Raw genomic sequence first — 18,093 nt, forward strand, 5'->3', positions numbered from 1 at the left:
CCCTCGCGGGGACCGCCGTCGTCCCGCCCCCCAGTGATGGGGGTGCGGCGGTCCCCGCGCAAGCGCTTGCTACTTTCTCGGGGCTCGGGGCTCGGGTGGCGGCGTCGCGGGGCAGGCGGGACTTTCGAAACACGCCCTAGAGGTCGTCCTTCTCCCTGCGAAGGGGCAGGCGGTCGCGGAAGGCGTGCACGGCGTTCACGCCCACGATGCCGAGCCAGGTCACGATCAGGCCCTCCAGCTGCGCCTGATGGGCGGCGATGGCCGACAGCGGGACGGCGACGATCAGCGAGATGATCCCGAAGCCGAACCGCTCGCCGAAGCCCTCCGTGCCCGGAAGGGCCGACGATGGCCCGCCGCGTGCCGCCGCCGTGCGCTGCTCCGCCAGCCGGCGCCGGACCTGGCGGTCGATCGTGGTGTCCAGGCTCTGCTCCACCTTGCCGAGGAAGGACTCGATCAAGGCGGCCTCGTACTCGGCGCCCAGCTCGCGGCGGGCGTGCAAAGTGGCGTCCAGCTCGTTCTTGAGCTCAGGGTCGCGGGTATCCATGCTCGTTACGGTACGGAGCCGCCGGCCGCGGGGCAGTGGGGCCAGCCCCCGTCTTTCCTTGCCCTCCTGCATATCCTCATGCAGAGTTCGGGGTGAATGAATACGCGGAAGGGGACGGCGTGAGCGACAGCCCGGCCGGACGGCTGCAGGCGCTCTTCGAGGGCCACCGGCTGACACCGACACAGCGGCGCATCGCGCACTGCATGGTGCGCCGGGCCGCCGACGTGCCCTTCCTGTCCAGCGTGGAGCTCGCCGAGCTGGCCGGCGTCAGCCAGCCCTCCGTCACCCGCTTCGCCGTCGCCCTCGGATTCGACGGCTACCCGGCCCTGCGCCGCCACCTGCGCGAGGTCGCGCCCGCCGAGAAGAGCGCGGGTGACCGCAGCGAGCACAACGAGTACCAGCAGGCCGTCCTCGCCGAGATCGAGAACCTGCGCCATCTCGCCGAGCTGCTCGCCGACCCCGCACCCGTGGAGCGCGCCGGACGGCTGCTCGCCGCCTCCCGGCCGTTGCCGGTGCTCGGGCTGCGCGCCGCCTCCTCGCAGGCCCGGGGCTTCGCGTACTTCGCCGCCAAGGTCCACCCTGACGTCCGCCTCCTCGACGAGGGCGGCTCCATGCTCACCGACCGCATCGACGCGGCCGTACGGGCCGGCGCGACGGCCCTGCTCTGCTTCGCGCTGCCCCGCCATCCGCGAGAGGTCGTCGAGACCCTCGCGTACGCTCGGGCCGCCGGGCTGACCGTCGTGACGGTCGCGGAGTCGGCGTTCGCGCCCGTCGCCGCCCACAGCGACCTGCTGATCCCGGCCGCCGTCGGCACAGGCCTCGCCTTCGACACGGCGTGCGCCCCGATGCTGCTCGGCCGGGTGCTCCTGGAGTCGATGGCGGACGAACTGCCCGACGCCCAGGCGCGTCTCGAGGAGTTCGACACGAAGGCGGCGGTGCGCGGTCTCTTCGTGGAGTGAGCCGGTCAGACATCCAGTTCGGCCTCGATCTTCTTCAGCTGGTGCCGGGCCATCGCCAGGTTCGCCCGGTCCTTGCTCAGCGCCAGGTACAGGAAGAGACCGTTGGTGCCCCGTCCCTTCAGCAGCCGGATCAGGTGGTACTGGGTGCCGAGGGTGATCAGGATGTCCTCGATGTCCTCCTGGAGGCCGAGCATCTCCATCGTCCTGACCTTGGCGCGGACGACGTCGGTGTTCCCGGCGGCGGCCACGGTGAGGTCCAGGTCCTTGCCTCCGCCGATCGTGCCGAGGGCCATGCCGCTGGTGTAGTCGACCAGCGCGGCGCCGATCGCTCCGTCGATGGACGCGGCTTCCTTGAGGGCGGTCTCGGTGTTCGCCATGGGTGGGTACTTCCTTTTCGTATCCGGATGGGGTTGCGGGGGATGGGTCGGGATGTCGCTAAGAGGGGTGTCCGTTCGTGTCCTTGCGTTCCAGCGCCTCGTCGACGAGCTCGCCTATCCGGGCGCTGGAGCGCCGGGCCTCCAGGTGCAGCCGGCCCACGTTGATCCTGGGTTCGGCGAGCAGGGTGAGGACGGCGGAGCCGCCCGCCGCGTACGTGGCGACGTAGCCGCGCTCACCCCGGACGAGTAGTTCCCGGAAGGCGCCCTGGCCGGTGGAGTCGGTGAGCCGCTGCGCGACGCCGAGGGCGGCCGCGGTCAGCGCCGCCACCCCCTCCGCCTCCGTGTCGACCGTGTCCTGTGCGAGCACCAGCCCGTCGGCGCTGGCGGCGAGTGCGCCGGTCAGCTGGGGCAGCCGGGCCCGCAGCCGTCTCAGCTCGCCGAGTACCTCGGCTTCTGCCGTCATCAGCTGTCTCCTCTCGGCGCGCAGGCGCAGGGCACGCCTCATCACAGGCTTGCCTCCAGGGCGTCACGGAGCCGGCGCAGCAGGGCGATGTCGGGATCGGCCGCGAGATCGCCGACCCAGGTCGGGACGGTGGGCGGGGCGGCCGGCGGGGATTCGAGGGGGGTCTCGACGAGACCGGCGGCCGCGAGGCGCCGCACGTCGAGCAGTGTGTGGAACGCCGGACGCCCGAGCGCCCGGGCGATGTCCGCGGGGGTGCGTGCCCCGTCGGCGGCGGCCAGCAGGGCCCGCTGGCGCGGGCTCACCGTCTGACCGGGAGAGGCGGGGCGGGGCACGACCGCGGTCCTGTCGACGGCGGCGTACGGCCAGACGGCGTCGAGCAGTTCACGCCGGCGTACGGTCTCGCGCTCGACGGCCTCGGCGGAGACCGGCCGCACCGTGCCGAACCAGTGCGCCACCCCGTACCGGAAGCGCGTCGGACCGCTGCCGGGGGCGAGCACGAAGAAGGCCGCGTCGAAGACGGCGCCGAGGTGGCATATCTCCAGCTCTCCGTCGCCCAGCCGGCCGCTGTCGACCAGGAACCTGCCGACCTGGCGGCGGGCCCCGGCGCGGTCCACGGCCTCGTCCCAGTTCTCGCGGGGCAGCCGGCCGGCGGCGGTCAGCAGCACGTCGAGGCCGGGCGCGGCCGGGCTCTCGGCGTGCACCACCCGGCCGTCGACGAGGTAGAGCGTGCCGTGGTCGCGCAGCAGGGCGCCGGTGGCGCGCTCGGAGGCGAGGCGGGTGAGCATCGGGGAGACGGTCATCCGAGGACCAGCCTCTCGGCGAGGTCGCGCAGCCGGATCCTGGCGAGGGCCAGGTTGCCGGTGTCGCGGTCGAGCCACAGGTGGAGGAAGACGCTGCTGTCGAAGGACGTCTCGACGAAGCGCAGGACGTGGTAGCCGGCGCGGGTGGTGACGATCAGGTCCTCGACGGGCGGCCCCTTGGGGGAGGAGGACTCGGCCGGGGCGCCTGGGGCGGGAGCGGTCGCGAAGGAGTCGTACTCGGCGGCGGCGCGCGCCAGTTCGGCCGTCTCGGCGGCGGTCGTCTCGTGGTCGCCGACCGGCGATTCGCCCGCCGTGCCGAGCGCGAGGCCGCTGGTCCAGTCGACCAGCGAGGCCCCTCGGGCGCCCGGCAGGGTCATGGCTTCCAGCAGGCACTCGTCGATTCCGGGCACGCGGACTCCCCTCCCGATGCGGCGTGCGGACGTACGGCAGTGACCGTGACGTTACTGAACGTCGCGGGCCTCGGTCAGGCGTTCTGGCATTTTCCATCGGAACATGCCGCCCTCCCGATCGTTATGCCGTCCCGCGCGGCCCCGGCGGGGCCGCGCGGCAGCCGCTCCCGTGGCCCGGGAGCGCCGGCTCAGTCCTCCCGCCGGGCCCGCAGGACGGCCTTGTTGACCGCCCACAGCCCGATGCCGATGGCCACCAGCACTCCGGCCCGGATGTACACGTCCGCCGACCGCTCCGCGAGCGGGCTCGCCAGAACGACCGCGGTGATGGCGCCGAGCACGGGAAGCACCGTCGGGGTACGGAAATGAGCATGCTCCACCCGGTCCTTGCGCAGCACGAGAACGGCGATGTTGACCACCGCGAAGACGCACAGCAGGAGGAACGCCGTGGTGTCGCCGAGACCCTCGATCTCTCCCGTGCAGACCAGACCGATGGCGAGGAGGGTGACGAACACGATGCCGCTGAGGGGCGTGCGCCGGTGCTTCAGGACCTTGCCCATGACCCGGGGCAGGATCCTCTCGTTGGCGAGGCCGTAGCAGAGCCGGGACGCCATCATGATGTTGATGAGCGCGGAGTTGGTGACCGCGAACAGCGCGATCAGCGCGAAGAGTTTCGGCGGGAAGTCGACCCCGCCGGCCTTCACGACCTCGAGGAGCGGGCCGCTGGAGTTCTCCAGGGTCCGGTGGTCGACGAGGAGCGAGGAGACCAGGGCGACCAGGACGTAGACGGTGCCGGTGACGGCCACGCCGGTGAAGATGGCCCGAGGGAAGGTGCGGACCGGATCCCGGGTCTCCTCGGCCATGTTGACGGAGTCCTCGAAGCCGACGAAGGCGAAGAAGCCGAGCGCGGTGGCGCCCAGCACGCTGGTCATCAGGGCGTAGCCGCTTCCCGACGCCTCGAAGTCGCCGAGCCGGGACGGCTCTCCGTCGCCGTTGAGCACCGCCCAGGCGCCGATCCCGAGGATGATCAGGAGGCCGCTCAGCTCCACGACGGTGAGCACGACGTTGGTCTTCACCGACTCCGACACACCGCGCAGCGCGAGGCAGGCGAGGGCGACGAGGAAGACGACGGCGATGAGGGTCGGCGGAATCGCGTCGGTGAACTCGTGGAAGTAGTCCCCGCTGAACGCCCGGGCCGCCGCGCTCGCGGAGGAGAGGCCCGAGCACATCACCATGAAGGCGACGATGAAGGTGAGGAAGGGGACCTTGAACGCCTTCTGGGTGTAGAGCGCTGCGCCGGCCGCCTTCGGGTACTTGCCGACGAGTTCGACGTACGAGGCGGCGGTGAGCAGCGCGACGACGAAGCCGATCGCGAAAGGCAGCCAGAGCGCGCCGCCGACCTTGCCCGCGACTTTGCCCGTCGTGGCGTAGATGCCGGTGCCCAGGATGTCGCCGATGACGAACAGGATCAGCAGCTTGGGCCCGAGCACCCTTTTGAGGGCGGGCTGTCGGGACGCCTCTGCGGCCATGGGGACCCCTTTCCCGTGTGCGAATGGGATGGTCCTGCCCCAGGGCGGTGATCTGATGCCCGTCTGCCGGTCGGGCGTACGGCTCGGGCGCCCGGCCCGTCATCCGGCGGGGGAGCGTTCCGTACGGGCTCGCGCGTCCCGCCGCGTCTTCAGGCGCGGCGCTCCACGGAGGCGGCCACGTCGTCGAGGTCCTTGGCGAGGGCCCGGCTCACGGCCTTGGCGCCGAGGCCGCCGAGGAGCCGGGCGAGCAGCCCTGTCGAGCGGCCGGCGGCGGGGGTGGCCGAGAACGTCATCCGTACCGTCGTCGCCCCGGCGCCGTCCGGCCTGAGCGCGATCTCCGAGACGTAGCGCATGCCGTGGGAGTCGGCCACCGTGACGTACCGGTCGGGCGGCTCGCTCTCGGTCACGGTCATCTCCTCCGTGGCCGCCTTGCCGAGCATGGTGCGGGTCTCCCGCCAGCGGGTGCCGACCCCGAAGCCGCCCTCGGTCAGCACCTCGACCCGGTCGACGCCGCCGAGGATCCGCTCCAGGCCCTTGAGGTCGGTCAGCGTCTCCCAGACCGGCCCGGGAGACGCCTGGATCCTGCGTTCGACGACGACGCTCTTGGTAGCCATGGCTCCATGGAAGCACCGGGCACCGGCGCCCGCTCCCCTTGCTACGGCAGCAGGGCGTCGGGCCGGTCCCCGCCGGACTCGGCGACGATCTCGTCGAGTGTCTGGGGCCTGCGGACGGTCGTGAAGGAGACGGCGCCCTCCTCGTCGAGGGTGAATCCGTGGATACCGGGCCGGGGCAGGCTGTTGTAGGCGTAGTGGTGGGCGAAGTAGTACGCGCCGGTGTCCGGCACGGCGACGATGTCCCGGGGCCGCAGGAGCGGCAGCGCGCGGCCGACGGCGAGCATGTCGCCGGCGAAGCAGGCGGGCCCGGCCACGTCCTGGACGACGTCCTGCGGGACGTCCGGGCCGGTGCGGGGCCGGCCGTCGGCGTCGTAGGCGAGGACGCGCAGAGGCCAGGACTCGGGGGCGTAGACCGTGCGGGTGGCGACCTGGACCCCGGCGTGGGTGACGGCGATGGGCCGCCCGCCGGAGGTCTTGGTGTACTCCACACGGGCCAGGATCGTGCCGTGCTTGGCCAGCAGGGACCGGCCGAACTCGGTCACGAGGGCGTAGCGCCCGTCGAGGAGGCCCGGGGCGGTCGCGGCGAGCAGCCGGGCGTACTCCGCGTAGGTCGGGGTCTCCTCGTCGGAGGCGAAGTTCACGGGCAGCCCGCCGCCGATGTCGAGGGTGTCGATCTGCTGTCGTCCGGCCTTGGTGTTGATCTCCTCGGCCAGTGCGTGGGCGGCGGCGACCCCTTCGGCCATCAGGGCGAGCGGGATGCCCTGGGAGCCGGTGTGGGTGTGCAGCCGGGTCATCCAGGGCCGGTCGAGGTACGCCTGGACGACGGCATCACGGGCGCCTTCGTCGCGCAGCGCGACCCCGAACTTGGAGGTGGCCGTCGCGGTGGACAGGGCGCCGATCGAACCGGCCCCGATCTGCGGGTTCACCCGCAGGCCGATCGGGCTCGCCGTCGGCGCGGAGGCGACGAGCGCGTCGATCCGGGCCAGCTCCTGCAGGTTGTCGGCGTTGACGGCGATGCCCAGGGCGAGGGCCTGGCGCAGGTCGGCGGGTGTCTTGGCGGGGGAGTCCAGGACGGTACGGGCCGCCGGGACGCCGGCCGCCCGGGCCAGGGCCAGCTCGCCGGGGCTCGCGACCTCGGCGCCGAGCCCGGCGTCGTGCAGCAGGCGCAGGACCGGCACGAGCGGGGCGGCCTTCACGGCGAAGGCGTGCAGGACGGGGGCGTCGGTGACGGCGGCGAAGGCGTCGACGAGGGCGGCGGCGGAGGCGCGGACGCCGGCCGTGTCGAGGAGGGCGACGATCTGCTGCGAGGGGTCGGTGGGGGAGAGGAGGCCTTGTTCGACGGCGGCACGGACGGCCTGATCGCGACGGTGGGAAGCCATGACCCCATCCCACCACCGGGTGGCGGGCGGACGCAGCTGTTGACTACAGATATTCAGCAGTCCAGGATGTGAATAACTGAATCACATCGGAGGAGGCCGCCCCATGTCAGGACCCCGCCCCGTACGGGCCCCGCGCGGTACGGAACTGAGCGCCCTGGGATGGCAGCAGGAGGCTGCCCTCCGCATGCTGCAGAACAATCTCGACCCCGAGGTCGCCGAGCACCCCGACAAGCTGGTGGTCTACGGCGGCACCGGCAAGGCCGCCCGCGACTGGCGCTCCTTCGACGCCATGGTCCGCACGCTGCGCACGCTGAAGCAGGACGAGACGATGCTGGTCCAGTCCGGCCGTCCCGTCGGCGTCATGCAGACGCACGAATGGGCGCCCCGCGTGCTCATCGCCAACTCCAACCTGGTCGGCGACTGGGCGAACTGGGAGGAGTTCCGCCGCCTGGAGCAGCTGGGGCTCACCATGTACGGCCAGATGACGGCCGGGTCGTGGATCTACATCGGTACGCAGGGCATCCTCCAGGGCACCTACGAGACCTTCGCGGCCGTGGCGGCGAAGAAGTTCGGCGGCACCCTCGCCGGCACCATCACGCTGACCGCCGGCCTCGGCGGCATGGGCGGTGCCCAGCCGCTCGCCGTGACGATGAACGACGGCGTCGCGATCTGCATCGACGTCGACCCGCGCGCCATCGAGCGACGCATCGAGCACCGCTACCTCGACGTGAAGGCCGACAGCCTCGCCCACGCGCTCGCGCTGGCGACCGAGGCGCGCGACGCCCGCCGCCCGCTCTCCATCGGCCTCCTCGGCAACGCGGCCGAACTGCTCCCGCGGATGCTCGCCGAGGGCGCCCCGATCGACATCGTGACCGACCAGACCTCGGCCCACGACCCGCTCTCCTACCTCCCGGTCGGCGTCGACTTCGACGACATGGCGAGCGCCGCCGCCAAGGACCCGGCGGGCTTCACGACCCGGGCCCGCGAGTCCATGGCCAAGCACGTCGAGGCCATGGTCGGCTTCATGGACGCCGGCGCCGAGGTCTTCGACTACGGCAACTCCATCCGGGGCGAGGCCCAGCTGGCGGGCTACGACCGGGCGTTCGCCTTCCCCGGCTTCGTCCCCGCCTACATCCGCCCCCTCTTCTGCGAGGGCAAGGGCCCCTTCCGCTGGGCGGCGCTCTCGGGCGAGGCGTCGGACATCGCCAAGACCGACAAGGCCATGCTGGAACTCTTCCCGGAGAACGAGTCCCTCCACCGCTGGATCAAGATGGCCGGCGAGCGGGTCCACTTCCAGGGCCTGCCGGCCCGCATCTGCTGGCTCGGCTACGGCGAGCGCGACCGCGCCGGCGAGCGCTTCAACGACATGGTCGCCTCCGGCGAGCTCGCCGCCCCCCTCGCCATCGGCCGGGACCACCTCGACTGCGGCTCGGTCGCCTCCCCGTACCGCGAGACCGAGGCGATGCTCGACGGCTCGGACGCCATCGCCGACTGGCCGCTCCTGAACGCCATGGTCAACGTCGCCTCCGGCGCCTCCTGGGTCTCCCTCCACCACGGCGGCGGCGTCGGCATGGGCCGCTCCATCCACGCCGGACAGGTCACCGTCGCCGACGGCACCCCGCTGGCCGGCGAGAAGATCCGCCGCGTTCTGACGAACGACCCCGGCATGGGCGTCATCCGCCACGTCGACGCCGGCTACGACATCGCCGAGTCCGTCGCGGACGACAAGGGCGTACGGGTCCCCATGCGCGAGGACGGCTCCGCGTGAGCGACTCCTTCCACGCCATGTGGCGCTCGCTGCGGCCCATCGGCCGCAGCGACGCCTCGGGGGGCTACCGCCGCTACGCCTGGACCGGCGCCGACGCCGACTGCCGGCTCTGGTTCCGGATGCAGGCGGAGGCCCGCCGGCTGAACTACGAGGTCGACCGGAACGGCAACCAGTGGGCCTGGCTCGGCGACCCGGCGGCCGGCGACGCCGTCGTCACCGGCTCCCACCTGGACTCCGTCCCCGACGGCGGCGCCTTCGACGGCCCCCTCGGTGTCGTGTCCTCCTTCGCCGCGCTCGACGAGCTCCGCAACCGGAAGGTGCAGTTCAAGCGACCCTTCGCCATCGTCAACTTCGGCGACGAGGAAGGCGCCCGCTTCGGTCTCGCCTGCGTCGGCTCCCGGCTCGCCGCCGGCCGGCTGACCAAGGAGCAGGCGTACCGGCTCCGCGACGCCGACGGCATCACGCTCCCGCAGGCCATGGAGGCCGCCGGCCACGACCCCGAGGCCATCGGCCCCGACCCCGAGCGCCTCGCGCGGATCGGCGCCTTCGTCGAACTCCACGTCGAGCAGGGCCGCGCCCTGGACCTCTCCGGGGACGCCGTCGGCATCGCCTCCGCGATCTGGCCGCACGGCCGCTGGCGGTACGACTTCGCCGGCGAGGCCAACCACGCCGGCACCACCCGCCTCGTCGACCGCCGCGACCCGATGCTCACCTACGCCGAGACCGTCCTCGCCGCCCGGCGCGAGGCCGAACTCGCCGGCGCCGTCGCCACCTTCGGCAAGATCGCCGTCGAGCCGAACGGGGTCAACGCCATCCCCTCCCTCGTCCGCGGCTGGCTCGACGCCCGGGCCGCCGACCAGGATTCCCTGGACACTGTCACGGCCGGCATCGAGACCGCCGCCCGCGACCACGCCACCCGCCACGGCATCGACCTCACCGTCGTCCGGGAGTCCTTCACCCCGGTCGTGGAGTTCGCCCACGCGCTCAGGGACGAGCTGGCCGGAATCCTCGGGGAGAAGACCCCCGTCCTCGGCACGGGCGCGGGACACGACGCCGGAATCCTCTCGGACTCCCTCCCGACCGCCATGCTGTTCGTACGGAACCCCACGGGCGTCTCGCACTCCCCGGCCGAGTTCGCGGCCGAGGACGACTGCGTGGCCGGGGTCCTCGCACTCGCCGACGTACTGGAAGGACTGGCGTGCAGCTGAGCACCGGCGCGCGGACGACGTACTGGCTGGAGCACGCCTGGCTCGACACGAACGTCGAGCCGGGCGTGGCCCTGGAGGTGGCGGACGGCCGGATCGCGGCGGTCCGCACGGGGGCCGCCGCCCCGCCGCCCGGCGCCGTCGTCCTGCGCGGCCTGACCGTCCCCGGCCTCGCCAACGCCCACTCGCACGCCTTCCACCGGGCCCTGCGCGGGACCGTCCAGGTCGGCTCCGGCACCTTCTGGACCTGGCGCGAGGTGATGTACCAGGTCGCCTCCCGGCTGACCCCGGAGACCTACCACGCCCTCGCCCGGGCCGTGTACGCCGAGATGGCGCTGGCCGGCATCACCGCCGTCGGGGAGTTCCACTACCTCCACCACGCGCCCGGCGGCACCCCCTACGCCGACCCCAACGCCATGGGCGAGGCCCTGATCGCCGCGGCCGCCGACGCCGGCATCCGCATCACCCTCCTCGACACCGCCTACCTCTCCTCCGGCTTCGGCGCGGCCCCCGACCGGCACCAGCTCCGCTTCTCCGACGGCACGGCGGACGCCTGGGCGGGGCGCGCGTCCCTGCTGAAGGAGCGCCCGGACGACGGCGTCCGGATCGGGGCGGCCATCCACTCCGTACGGGCCGTCCCCGCCGACCAGCTGGCCACGGTGGCCTCCTGGGCCCGGGAGCGGGGGGCGCCCCTGCACGTCCACCTCTCGGAGCAGACGGCCGAGAACGACGCCTGCCTCGCCGCCCACGGCCGCACCCCGACGCGGCTGCTCGCCGACCACGGCGTGCTGGGCCCGCTGACGACCGGCGTCCACAACACCCACCTCACCGACGCCGACATCGCGCTGCTCGGCTCCACGACGACCGGCACCTGCATGTGCCCGACGACCGAACGCGACCTCGCGGACGGCATCGGCCCGGCCGTCGCCCTCCAGCGGGCGGGCTCGCCGCTGTCGCTCGGCAGCGACAGCCACGCGGTCATCGACCTCCTGGAGGAGGCCAGGGCCATGGAGCTGAACGAGCGCCTGCGCACCCGCACCCGCGGCCACTGGACGGCCGCCGCCCTGCTGCGGGCCGCCTCCGCCGACGGCCACGCGGCCCTCGGCTGGAGCGAGGCGGGCCGCCTGGCGGCGGGCGCCCTCGCCGACTTCACGACGATCGCCCTGGACTCCGTCAGGACAGCGGGACCGGTGCCGCGTCTGGCAGCCGAGACGGCGGTATTCGCAGCGTCGGCAGCGGACGTCCGGCACACGGTCGTGGCGGGACGGCCCGTCGTGGTCGACGGGGTGCACCAGTCCGTCCCGGACGTACCCCGGGCCCTCGCCGACTCGATCGCCGCCCTGCGCGGCTGAAGGAGACACCCCTCACCATGAACACGGGCCCTGCGGCGACGAACAGCCCCGCGGCGACCTCCGCGCCGACGAGCACGAACAGCCCCGTGGCGACGGCGGCCACCGCCATCGTCAACATCGCCAGCCTCGTCACCAACGACCCCTCCCTCGGTGATGGAACCCCTCTCGGCCTGATCCAGGACGCGGCCGTCGTCATCGACGGCGACCGGGTCGTCTGGGTCGGTGAATCAAGAAAAGCACCCGCCACTGACAACCGGGTCGACGCCGGCGGCCGGGCGGTGATCCCCGGGTTCGTGGACTCCCACTCGCACCTGGTCTTCGCGGGCGACCGCACGGCGGAGTTCAACGCCCGGATGTCCGGGCAGCCCTACGCCGCAGGCGGCATCCGCACGACGGTCGCGGCCACGCGCGCGGCCTCCGACGAGGCCCTCTCGGCGAACGTCGCCCGCTACCTCCGCGAGGCCCTCGCCCAGGGCACGACGACCTTCGAGACCAAGTCCGGATACGGCCTGACCGTCGAGGACGAGGCCCGCGCCCTGCGGATCGCCGCCGCCCACACCGACGAGGTCACCTACCTCGGCGCGCACATCGTGTCCCCGGACTACGCCGACGACCCCGCCGCGTACGTCGACCTCGTCACCGGCGAGATGCTGGACGCCTGCGCCCCCTACGCCCGTTGGATCGACGTCTTCTGCGAGAAGGGCGCGTTCGACGGGGACCAGGCGCGGGCCGTCCTGACGGCCGGCAAGGCCAGGGGCCTGCACCCGCGCGTGCACGCCAACCAGCTCTCGTACGGCCCCGGCGTCCAGCTCGCCGTCGAACTGGACGCGGCGAGCGCCGACCACTGCACCCACCTGACGGACGCCGACGTGGACGCCCTGGCCTCGGGCGACACCGTCGCCACCCTGCTGCCCGGCGCCGAGTTCTCCACCCGCGCCGCGTGGCCCGACGCCCGCCGCCTCCTGGACGCGGGCGTCACCGTGGCCCTGTCCACCGACTGCAACCCCGGCTCCTCGTTCACCAGCTCCGTCCCGTTCTGCGTCGCGCTGGCGGTACGGGACATGGGGATGACCCCGGACGAGGCCCTCTGGTCCGCCACGGCCGGCGGCGCCGCCGCCCTCCGCCGCACGGACGTCGGCCGCCTCTCCCCGGGCGCCTACGCGGACCTCTCGCTTCTGGACGCCCCCTCCCACGTCCACCTCGCCTACCGCCCCGGAGTCCCCCTGGTGACCGACGTCTGGCGCCGCGGAGTCCTCACCGGCGCGCGAACCCGCTGACCACCAGCCCGATCCGGCGGAGCCCGCGAGCGCCGCCGCTCCGCGCATGACCGGCGCGCCGCAGGGCAGGAGCAGCAGGGACAAGTGTGTGCGAAAACGGCGGAAGGGCCCGTTCGGTCGGAACGGGCCCTTTCCGCATGGCGTCTCGCGGCGGGCTCGCAGGCGTGCGGCCGGCGCCGGCGCCCCGCGCTCACTCCTCCAGGGTCAGCCCCTTGCGCAGCCGGCCCAGCGTGCGGGAGAGCAGCCGGGAGACGTGCATCTGTGAGATGCCGAGCTCCTCGCCGATCTCCGACTGGGTGAGGCCGGCGACGAAGCGGAGCGAGAGGATGCGCCGCTCACGGGAGGGCAGGGAGGCGATGATCGGCTTGAGGGACTCGATGTACTCGACGCCCTCGATGGCGTCGTCCTCGTAGCCGATGCGGTTCGCGAGCGCGCCCTCGCCGTCGTCGTCGTCGGGCTGGGCGTCCAGCGAGCTCGCGGTGTACGCGTTGCTGGCGGTCATGCCCTCGACGACCTCTTCGCGGCTCAGGTCGAGCTCCGCGGCGAGTTCGCCCACGGTCGGCGTGCGGTCGAGCCGCTGGGCCAGCTCGTCGCCCGCCTTGGCGAGGTCGAGGCGGAGCTCCTGCAGCCGTCGCGGCACGCGCACGGACCACGAGGTGTCGCGGAAGAAGCGCTTGATCTCGCCGATGATCGTCGGCATCGCGAAGGTGGGGAACTCGACGCCCCGGGAGAGCTCGAAGCGGTCGATGGCCTTGATGAGACCGATCGTGCCCACCTGGATGATGTCCTCCATCGGCTCGCTGCGGGAGCGGAACCGTGAGGCGGCGAACTTGACCAGGGCGAGGTTGAGCTCGACGAGCGTGTTGCGGACGTACGCGTACTCGTGTGTGCCCTCCTCGAGGCCTTCGAGGCGGGCGAACAGGGTCTTCGAGAGCGCCCGGGCGTCCAGGGCCTGGACCTGGTCGAAGGGCGGGATCTCGGGAAGGCCGAGGCCGAGGCCGGCGTCGGAGCCGAGGCCCGAGCCGGGGCCGAGATCGTGGGTGGGGGGCGTGGTGATTGCCGACGGCGCGTCGGGGGTACGCGGAGCGTCGAGCCGGGGTGACATGGTCTCCTCCATCGTTCTTTCGCTGCGGTTTGCGGCGCCTCCAAAGCCGGTCGTGTCGGATGTCGGTTACTAGCCCTACCTGCTTCCCGGGGATCGTTGCAAGTGTCAATTGTCCTTTTTGATGCGTTATATGGCAGAGGCCGACTGCCATTGAGCGCGTTGACCTTGTATGGTTCGACGCACGTCAACCGGCATCCGCGAGAGCGAGAAGAGGCACGGGCATGGACCGCCAGAACGTCGGCAGCGCGCAGCCCGTACGGCTGCGGGTCGAGGTCCGCACCGTGGGGTCGAGCGAGATCCTCACTCCGGTGGGTGAGCTCGATCACCACACCGCCGACCTGTTGCGTACACCACTCGAGGAAGCGCTCGACGCGGGCCGTTCACGGCTCGTGGTCGACTGCTCGCGTCTCGACTTCTGCGACTCCACGGGGCTGAACGTGCTCCTCGGCGCCCGGCTCAAGGCCGACGCCGCCGGGGGAGGGGTCCACCTGACCGGGATGCGGCCCGTGGTGGCGAGAGTCTTCGAGATCACCGGTGCGGACGTCGTCTTCACCGTGCACGACAGCCTCGCGGCGGCCCTCCCCGAGTGATTCGGGTGTTGTCAGGAAATGCCCGGGCAGAAGAGCCCAGGCTCGTGCGTTGTCTGGTGAATCGGTTGAATCGGTGAGGTGAAGCGCTGATGGACACTGCTGCCGGTGGCAGGGAGGTCGAGGGGCCCGCTGGCCCCGACGCGGGTGCCGACGCGGGCGCCGCCTCCGGTGGCACGTCCCCCTCGGCCGACGCCGCCCTCGTCGGCACCGACGGCGTGACCTTGGGTGCGGACGTGATGACCGACAGTGCCCCCACCGGCGCCGACCTCGACGCGCGGACGCTTCCCCTCGGCTCCGCCAGCGGCACCGTCCCCCTCGCGCGCGACTTCACCAGGTCGGCGCTGTACGACTGGGGCTGGCTGCCCGCCGCCACCGCCGAGGCCCGGGCCGCCGCCGAGGACGTCCTCCTCGTCGTCTCCGAGCTGGTCACCAACGCCTGTCTGCACGCCGAGGGCCCCGAGGAGCTCCGCGTGCGCCGCCGCGCCAAGGTGCTGCGGCTGGAGGTCGACGACCGCGGCGCCGGACAGCCCGCTCCGCGCACCCCGCACCGGGCCGGGCGCCCCGGCGGTCACGGTATGTTCATCGTCCAGCGGCTCTGTCTGGACTGGGGGATCGAGCGCACGCCCGGCGCCCCCGGCAAGACGGTGTGGGCCGAACTGGCCGCTCCGGCGTAGGCGGGCCGGACCCTCCGCCTCCGCGTAGCCGTTCCGGACCCTCCGCCGCCCCAAGGCCCTTCCGTGCGGCCGCCCCCGCACGGCCGACGCCCCACGGGTGCTTCCCGTGCGGCCGACGCGCTACGGACGCCTCCGCGCCACCGGCTCCCCCCGACCGCTCCGTACGGCTGTCTCCGAGGCTCTGCGGCGCGAGGCCGCCGTCCGCGGCGGTGTCCGTAGTTCGCCCGTCCGCGTGTCTTCCCTCCTCAAGACCTCAGGCGTACCTTGACGCCCAATCTGATAAGCCGTCAGTAACTTCGCGGTGAGGGGTGCTCGAGGTGCCGTACCGGAGGAGAACAGCTTTCGCGCTGGCCATGGCGGCGGCGGGTTCGGTGGTGCTGGCCTCCGCCCCCGCCGCCCAGGCCGCCGTCGTGGACGTCGACTACGCCTGCGAGACGAAGATCGGCCCGAAGAGCGCCGTCTCGCCCGTCGACATCAGGGCCGTCAGGAGCGGCGGCTCCTACACGATCACCATGTCCTTCGAGAAGGGCGTCTCCGACAGCCCCGTCGAGCTTCCCAAAGGGGTCATGACCCCGCGCGCGGAACTCCGGCTGGGAGGCGCCGACAGCGGCACGCTCAAGGTCAAGGGCACCCCCAACACGGTGGCGATTCCACCGAACACGCCCATCAAGATAGGCCGGTTGACGGGTACGTACACCCCGAGGAAGAGCGGCGAGGTCACCTTCACGGCCGGAGTGCTCACCGTCCACGCCCTCGGCATGGACGCGGCGGTCTGCACACCGAAGAACGGCCCCAAGCCCTCACTGGAGCTGGAGGTCACCGCCCCCGGCGGCTCCGGGGGGCCCTCCGGCGGCGACACGGACGAGACCCCCTCCTCGGGCGGCGGCGAGCTGCCCAGGACCGGCCCGCTCGACTCCGCGACGGCGCTCGGCACCCTCGGCGGCACGGTGCTGCTGACCGGTGCGGCCGGAGTCCTCTGGCTCACGCGGCGCACGGCGCGCTGATGCGGGGAGCGTGGGCCGGCCGCCCGGCGCGGGTGCTGGCCGCCGTCGCCGCGCTGCTGGGCGCCGTGGCGGCGGCGCCCCCGCCGGACTGGACGGCCGCCCCGGCCGAGGCGCGGCCGTACGTCTATGTGGAGGGCGAGGCGGGGAGCGTCCTCCGGGACACCCTGTCCCTGACCAACGAGGGGACGGCGCCGCTCACGGTACGGCTGAGCGGCCGGGGCGCCGCGTCCTTCGCCTTCGCCGCTCCCGCGCTGACCGTCCCGGCGCGGACCCGGGCGGACGTGCCGTTCGCCGTGACGGTGGCTGCGGACACCTCACCGGGCGACCACCGGGGCGTGGTGCTCGCGGAGAGCGGCGGCCGGCTCGTGCGGGTGCCGGTGCACCTGCGGGTGAACGGGCCGAGCCTGGCGGCGTTCACCGTCGAGGACGTCCGGCTCGACGACGCGGGCACCCTGCGCTACACGCTGGTCAACCGGGGCAACACCGTCCTCGCCCCCCGCCTGGCCGTGCGCGCCCAGGGATTCCTCGGCACGGTCCTCGACCGGCCCTCCCGCGCGCTGCCGGTCTCCCTGCGACCCGGTGAACGGCTCACCCGCACCGAACCGTGGCCCGACCCGCCCACCCTCGACTCGGTGACGGTCGACCTGCGCGCCACGGCCCCCGGGGCGGCGCCGGTGACCGCCCGGGCGTCGGCGGTCTTCGTCTCCGCGGTCCCGGCCGTCACAGGCGTGCTCCTCGCGGCGGCGGCAGCGGCGGTGGCGACGGCGGCCCGGGCACGCGCGGTGCGCCGCCGACGGGCCCCGCCGCCCGGGCCGGCGCCCGAAGAGCGGACGGACGAGAGCCGGTCGGCCGAGGCGACGGCAGGAGAGAAGCGATGAGCGTGACGGTCCCTTCCCTGGCGGGCAGCCGTCGCAGGGCCGGCGTGGCGGTGTGGCTGCTCCTGACCGCGCTGCTGTGCGCTCTCCTGCCCGCTGCCGGGGTTTTCGCCGCTCCCGCCTCCGCCGTTCCGTCCGGCGTCGCGTCCCGTGTGCCGTCCGCCCGGGCGGACGGCCCCGGTCCCACGGTGTCCCTGTCGCGTCCCGAGGGCGGCAAGGGCGGCGAGATCACCGTCAGCGGGGCGAAGTGGAAGCCCGGTGCCCTGCTCATGCTGCTGATCTGCGGGCAGTCCGCGCCCGGCAGGGGTGTCATCGGCGGCACCAACTCCTGCGCCAACACGGTCGGAAGAGCGGCCACCGTCGACGCCCAGGGTGCCTTCAGCCAGAAGGTGCCGGTCGCCGAGCCGCCCGTGCCCTGCCCGTGCGTGGTGCACGTCGCCGGGGTCACCGGCGCGCGGGACGCCGTGGACGTGGCCTTCACCGTCGCCGGGCACCCCACCGCCCCTCTGCCCGAGGCGACGGGCGACGGCAGGCTCGCCGTCCTGGCCTCCGCCCGCCTGAAGGGCTCCAGCGGCGTCCTGGTCTGGTTCGGCGCCCCGCCCGCCCGCGAGGTCGTCTTCACCGTCGGCAATCTCGGCAGCGCGCCCGTGAAGGACCCGGTCTTCCAGGTCGGCACCAGCCACGGCGTCTTCGCGCCGCAGTACGAGGAACGGCAGTGGCGCGGCACCATCGGACCCGGCAGGAAGGCCCTGATCACCCTGCCCGTCGAGCTGTCCGCGGGCGCCCACGGCGACTACCAGGTCACGGTCGGGTACGCCGGGAAGGTTCTGGTCGAGCAGCCGTGGGGGGTCGGCCGGCCGTGGGGCGTCACCCTGTTCTGGCTGCTGCTCGCCGTGGTCGTCCCGGCCGCCCTCTTCCGTATCGGCATGGCGGTGGTGGACCGGGTACGGCCGGGCGCCGGCCCCGCGCACCGCCGGGCCGCCGGCGCCTCCGTGCGCGGCGCGTCCGCACGCCGGACTTCCGGCGGCCGGACTCCCGTACGCCGTCGTCCCGCGCGTACCTCCGGCCCCGTCCCCGACGGGGACGAGACCACCACGGTCCTGCCGTGGTTCACCCCCGACTCCGCACCGTCACAGAACAGCCCGACGACGAAGGGACATTCGTGAGCACG

General features: G+C 73.2%; 19 protein-coding genes. 10 read left to right on the forward strand and 9 right to left on the reverse strand.

The features are described 5' to 3' along the window. Positions 1-136: 136 nt before the first annotated feature. The gene (locus AB0K65_RS13230) at positions 137-544 is read right to left on the reverse strand and encodes a hypothetical protein (protein ID WP_365715916.1); all 408 of its coding nucleotides are present in this window, start codon (positions 542-544) and stop codon (positions 137-139) included. A gap of 119 nt (positions 545-663) precedes the next feature. Here AB0K65_RS13230 and AB0K65_RS13235 point away from each other — a divergent pair, with 119 nt between their 5' ends. Further along, on the forward strand, positions 664-1,503 hold the full coding sequence (locus AB0K65_RS13235) for a MurR/RpiR family transcriptional regulator (RefSeq protein WP_365715917.1): 840 nt from the start codon (positions 664-666) through the stop codon (positions 1,501-1,503). 5 nt (positions 1,504-1,508) lie between these two features. Here the strand turns inward: AB0K65_RS13235 and AB0K65_RS13240 are convergent, their stop codons facing one another. The 7 genes from AB0K65_RS13240 to AB0K65_RS13270 form a co-directional block, all read right to left on the reverse strand. Continuing rightward, positions 1,509-1,880: a hypothetical protein gene (locus tag AB0K65_RS13240; protein ID WP_365715918.1), complete on the reverse strand. Its 372-nt coding sequence runs from the start codon at positions 1,878-1,880 to the stop codon at positions 1,509-1,511. A 58-nt stretch (positions 1,881-1,938) separates the two neighbouring features. Then, positions 1,939-2,343: a roadblock/LC7 domain-containing protein gene (locus AB0K65_RS13245; RefSeq protein ID WP_365715919.1), complete on the reverse strand. Its 405-nt coding sequence runs from the start codon at positions 2,341-2,343 to the stop codon at positions 1,939-1,941. Positions 2,344-2,384: 41 nt separating this feature from the next. Next, positions 2,385-3,143, reverse strand: a complete 759-nt coding sequence (locus AB0K65_RS13250) for a transcriptional regulator (RefSeq protein ID WP_365715920.1) — start codon at positions 3,141-3,143, stop codon at positions 2,385-2,387. Beyond that, complete coding sequence (locus AB0K65_RS13255) at positions 3,140-3,553, reverse strand: hypothetical protein (protein ID WP_365715921.1); 414 nt, start codon at positions 3,551-3,553, stop codon at positions 3,140-3,142. Before AB0K65_RS13255 ends, AB0K65_RS13250 begins: the two co-directional genes overlap by 4 nt. Positions 3,554-3,741: 188 nt before the next feature. Next, positions 3,742-5,079, reverse strand: a complete 1,338-nt coding sequence (locus AB0K65_RS13260) for an APC family permease (protein WP_365715922.1) — start codon at positions 5,077-5,079, stop codon at positions 3,742-3,744. A gap of 149 nt (positions 5,080-5,228) precedes the next feature. After that, entirely contained in the window at positions 5,229-5,693 is a 465-nt protein-coding gene (locus AB0K65_RS13265; RefSeq protein ID WP_365715923.1) for an SRPBCC family protein, read from the reverse strand. Positions 5,694-5,734: 41 nt separating this feature from the next. Then, entirely contained in the window at positions 5,735-7,072 is a 1,338-nt protein-coding gene (locus AB0K65_RS13270; protein WP_365715924.1) for a diaminopimelate decarboxylase, read from the reverse strand. Positions 7,073-7,175: 103 nt separating this feature from the next. On the opposite strand from AB0K65_RS13270, the gene hutU reads away from it, so the two are divergent. Genes hutU through hutI form a run of 4 tightly spaced genes read left to right on the forward strand, consistent with a single transcriptional unit; the run spans position 7,176 to position 12,674 of the window. Next, positions 7,176-8,840 (forward strand): urocanate hydratase, encoded by a 1,665-nt coding sequence (hutU, locus tag AB0K65_RS13275; protein ID WP_365715925.1) that lies wholly within the window; start codon positions 7,176-7,178, stop codon positions 8,838-8,840. Positions 8,841-8,857: 17 nt separating this feature from the next. Then, a complete protein-coding gene (locus AB0K65_RS13280) occupies positions 8,858-10,048 on the forward strand; it encodes an allantoate amidohydrolase (RefSeq protein WP_365715961.1) in 1,191 nt (396 codons plus the stop codon). Next, on the forward strand, positions 10,039-11,397 hold the full coding sequence (locus tag AB0K65_RS13285) for a formimidoylglutamate deiminase (protein WP_365715926.1): 1,359 nt from the start codon (positions 10,039-10,041) through the stop codon (positions 11,395-11,397). The genes AB0K65_RS13280 and AB0K65_RS13285 overlap by 10 nt, the downstream gene beginning before the upstream one ends. A 17-nt stretch (positions 11,398-11,414) precedes the next feature. Beyond that, on the forward strand, positions 11,415-12,674 hold the full coding sequence (gene hutI, locus AB0K65_RS13290) for an imidazolonepropionase (RefSeq protein WP_365715927.1): 1,260 nt from the start codon (positions 11,415-11,417) through the stop codon (positions 12,672-12,674). Positions 12,675-12,864: 190 nt separating this feature from the next. Here the strand turns inward: hutI and AB0K65_RS13295 are convergent, their stop codons facing one another. Beyond that, the gene (locus AB0K65_RS13295) at positions 12,865-13,791 is read right to left on the reverse strand and encodes an RNA polymerase sigma factor SigF (RefSeq protein ID WP_365715928.1); all 927 of its coding nucleotides are present in this window, start codon (positions 13,789-13,791) and stop codon (positions 12,865-12,867) included. A gap of 209 nt (positions 13,792-14,000) precedes the next feature. On the opposite strand from AB0K65_RS13295, the gene AB0K65_RS13300 reads away from it, so the two are divergent. The 5 genes from AB0K65_RS13300 to AB0K65_RS13320 all read left to right on the forward strand — a co-directional run bounded on the left by AB0K65_RS13300 (position 14,001) and on the right by AB0K65_RS13320 (position 18,088). Continuing rightward, positions 14,001-14,369, forward strand: coding sequence for an STAS domain-containing protein (locus tag AB0K65_RS13300; RefSeq protein ID WP_365715929.1), 369 nt, complete (start codon positions 14,001-14,003; stop codon positions 14,367-14,369). 89 nt (positions 14,370-14,458) lie between these two features. Continuing rightward, positions 14,459-15,043 carry an ATP-binding protein gene (locus AB0K65_RS13305; RefSeq protein ID WP_365715930.1) on the forward strand — a complete coding sequence of 195 codons (585 nt, stop codon included), beginning with the start codon at positions 14,459-14,461 and terminating at the stop codon, positions 15,041-15,043. Between the two features lie 317 nt (positions 15,044-15,360). Beyond that, entirely contained in the window at positions 15,361-16,047 is a 687-nt protein-coding gene (locus AB0K65_RS13310) for a peptidase (RefSeq protein ID WP_365715931.1), read from the forward strand. Next, positions 16,047-16,925 carry a hypothetical protein gene (locus AB0K65_RS13315; protein WP_365715932.1) on the forward strand — a complete coding sequence of 293 codons (879 nt, stop codon included), beginning with the start codon at positions 16,047-16,049 and terminating at the stop codon, positions 16,923-16,925. The genes AB0K65_RS13310 and AB0K65_RS13315 overlap by 1 nt, the downstream gene beginning before the upstream one ends. After that, positions 16,922-18,088 carry a hypothetical protein gene (locus AB0K65_RS13320; protein ID WP_365715933.1) on the forward strand — a complete coding sequence of 389 codons (1,167 nt, stop codon included), beginning with the start codon at positions 16,922-16,924 and terminating at the stop codon, positions 18,086-18,088. The genes AB0K65_RS13315 and AB0K65_RS13320 overlap by 4 nt, the downstream gene beginning before the upstream one ends. Positions 18,089-18,093 lie beyond the last annotated feature (5 nt).

Source organism: Streptomyces sp. NPDC053755, assembly GCF_040677675.1.
Classification (GTDB): domain Bacteria; phylum Actinomycetota; class Actinomycetes; order Streptomycetales; family Streptomycetaceae; genus Streptomyces.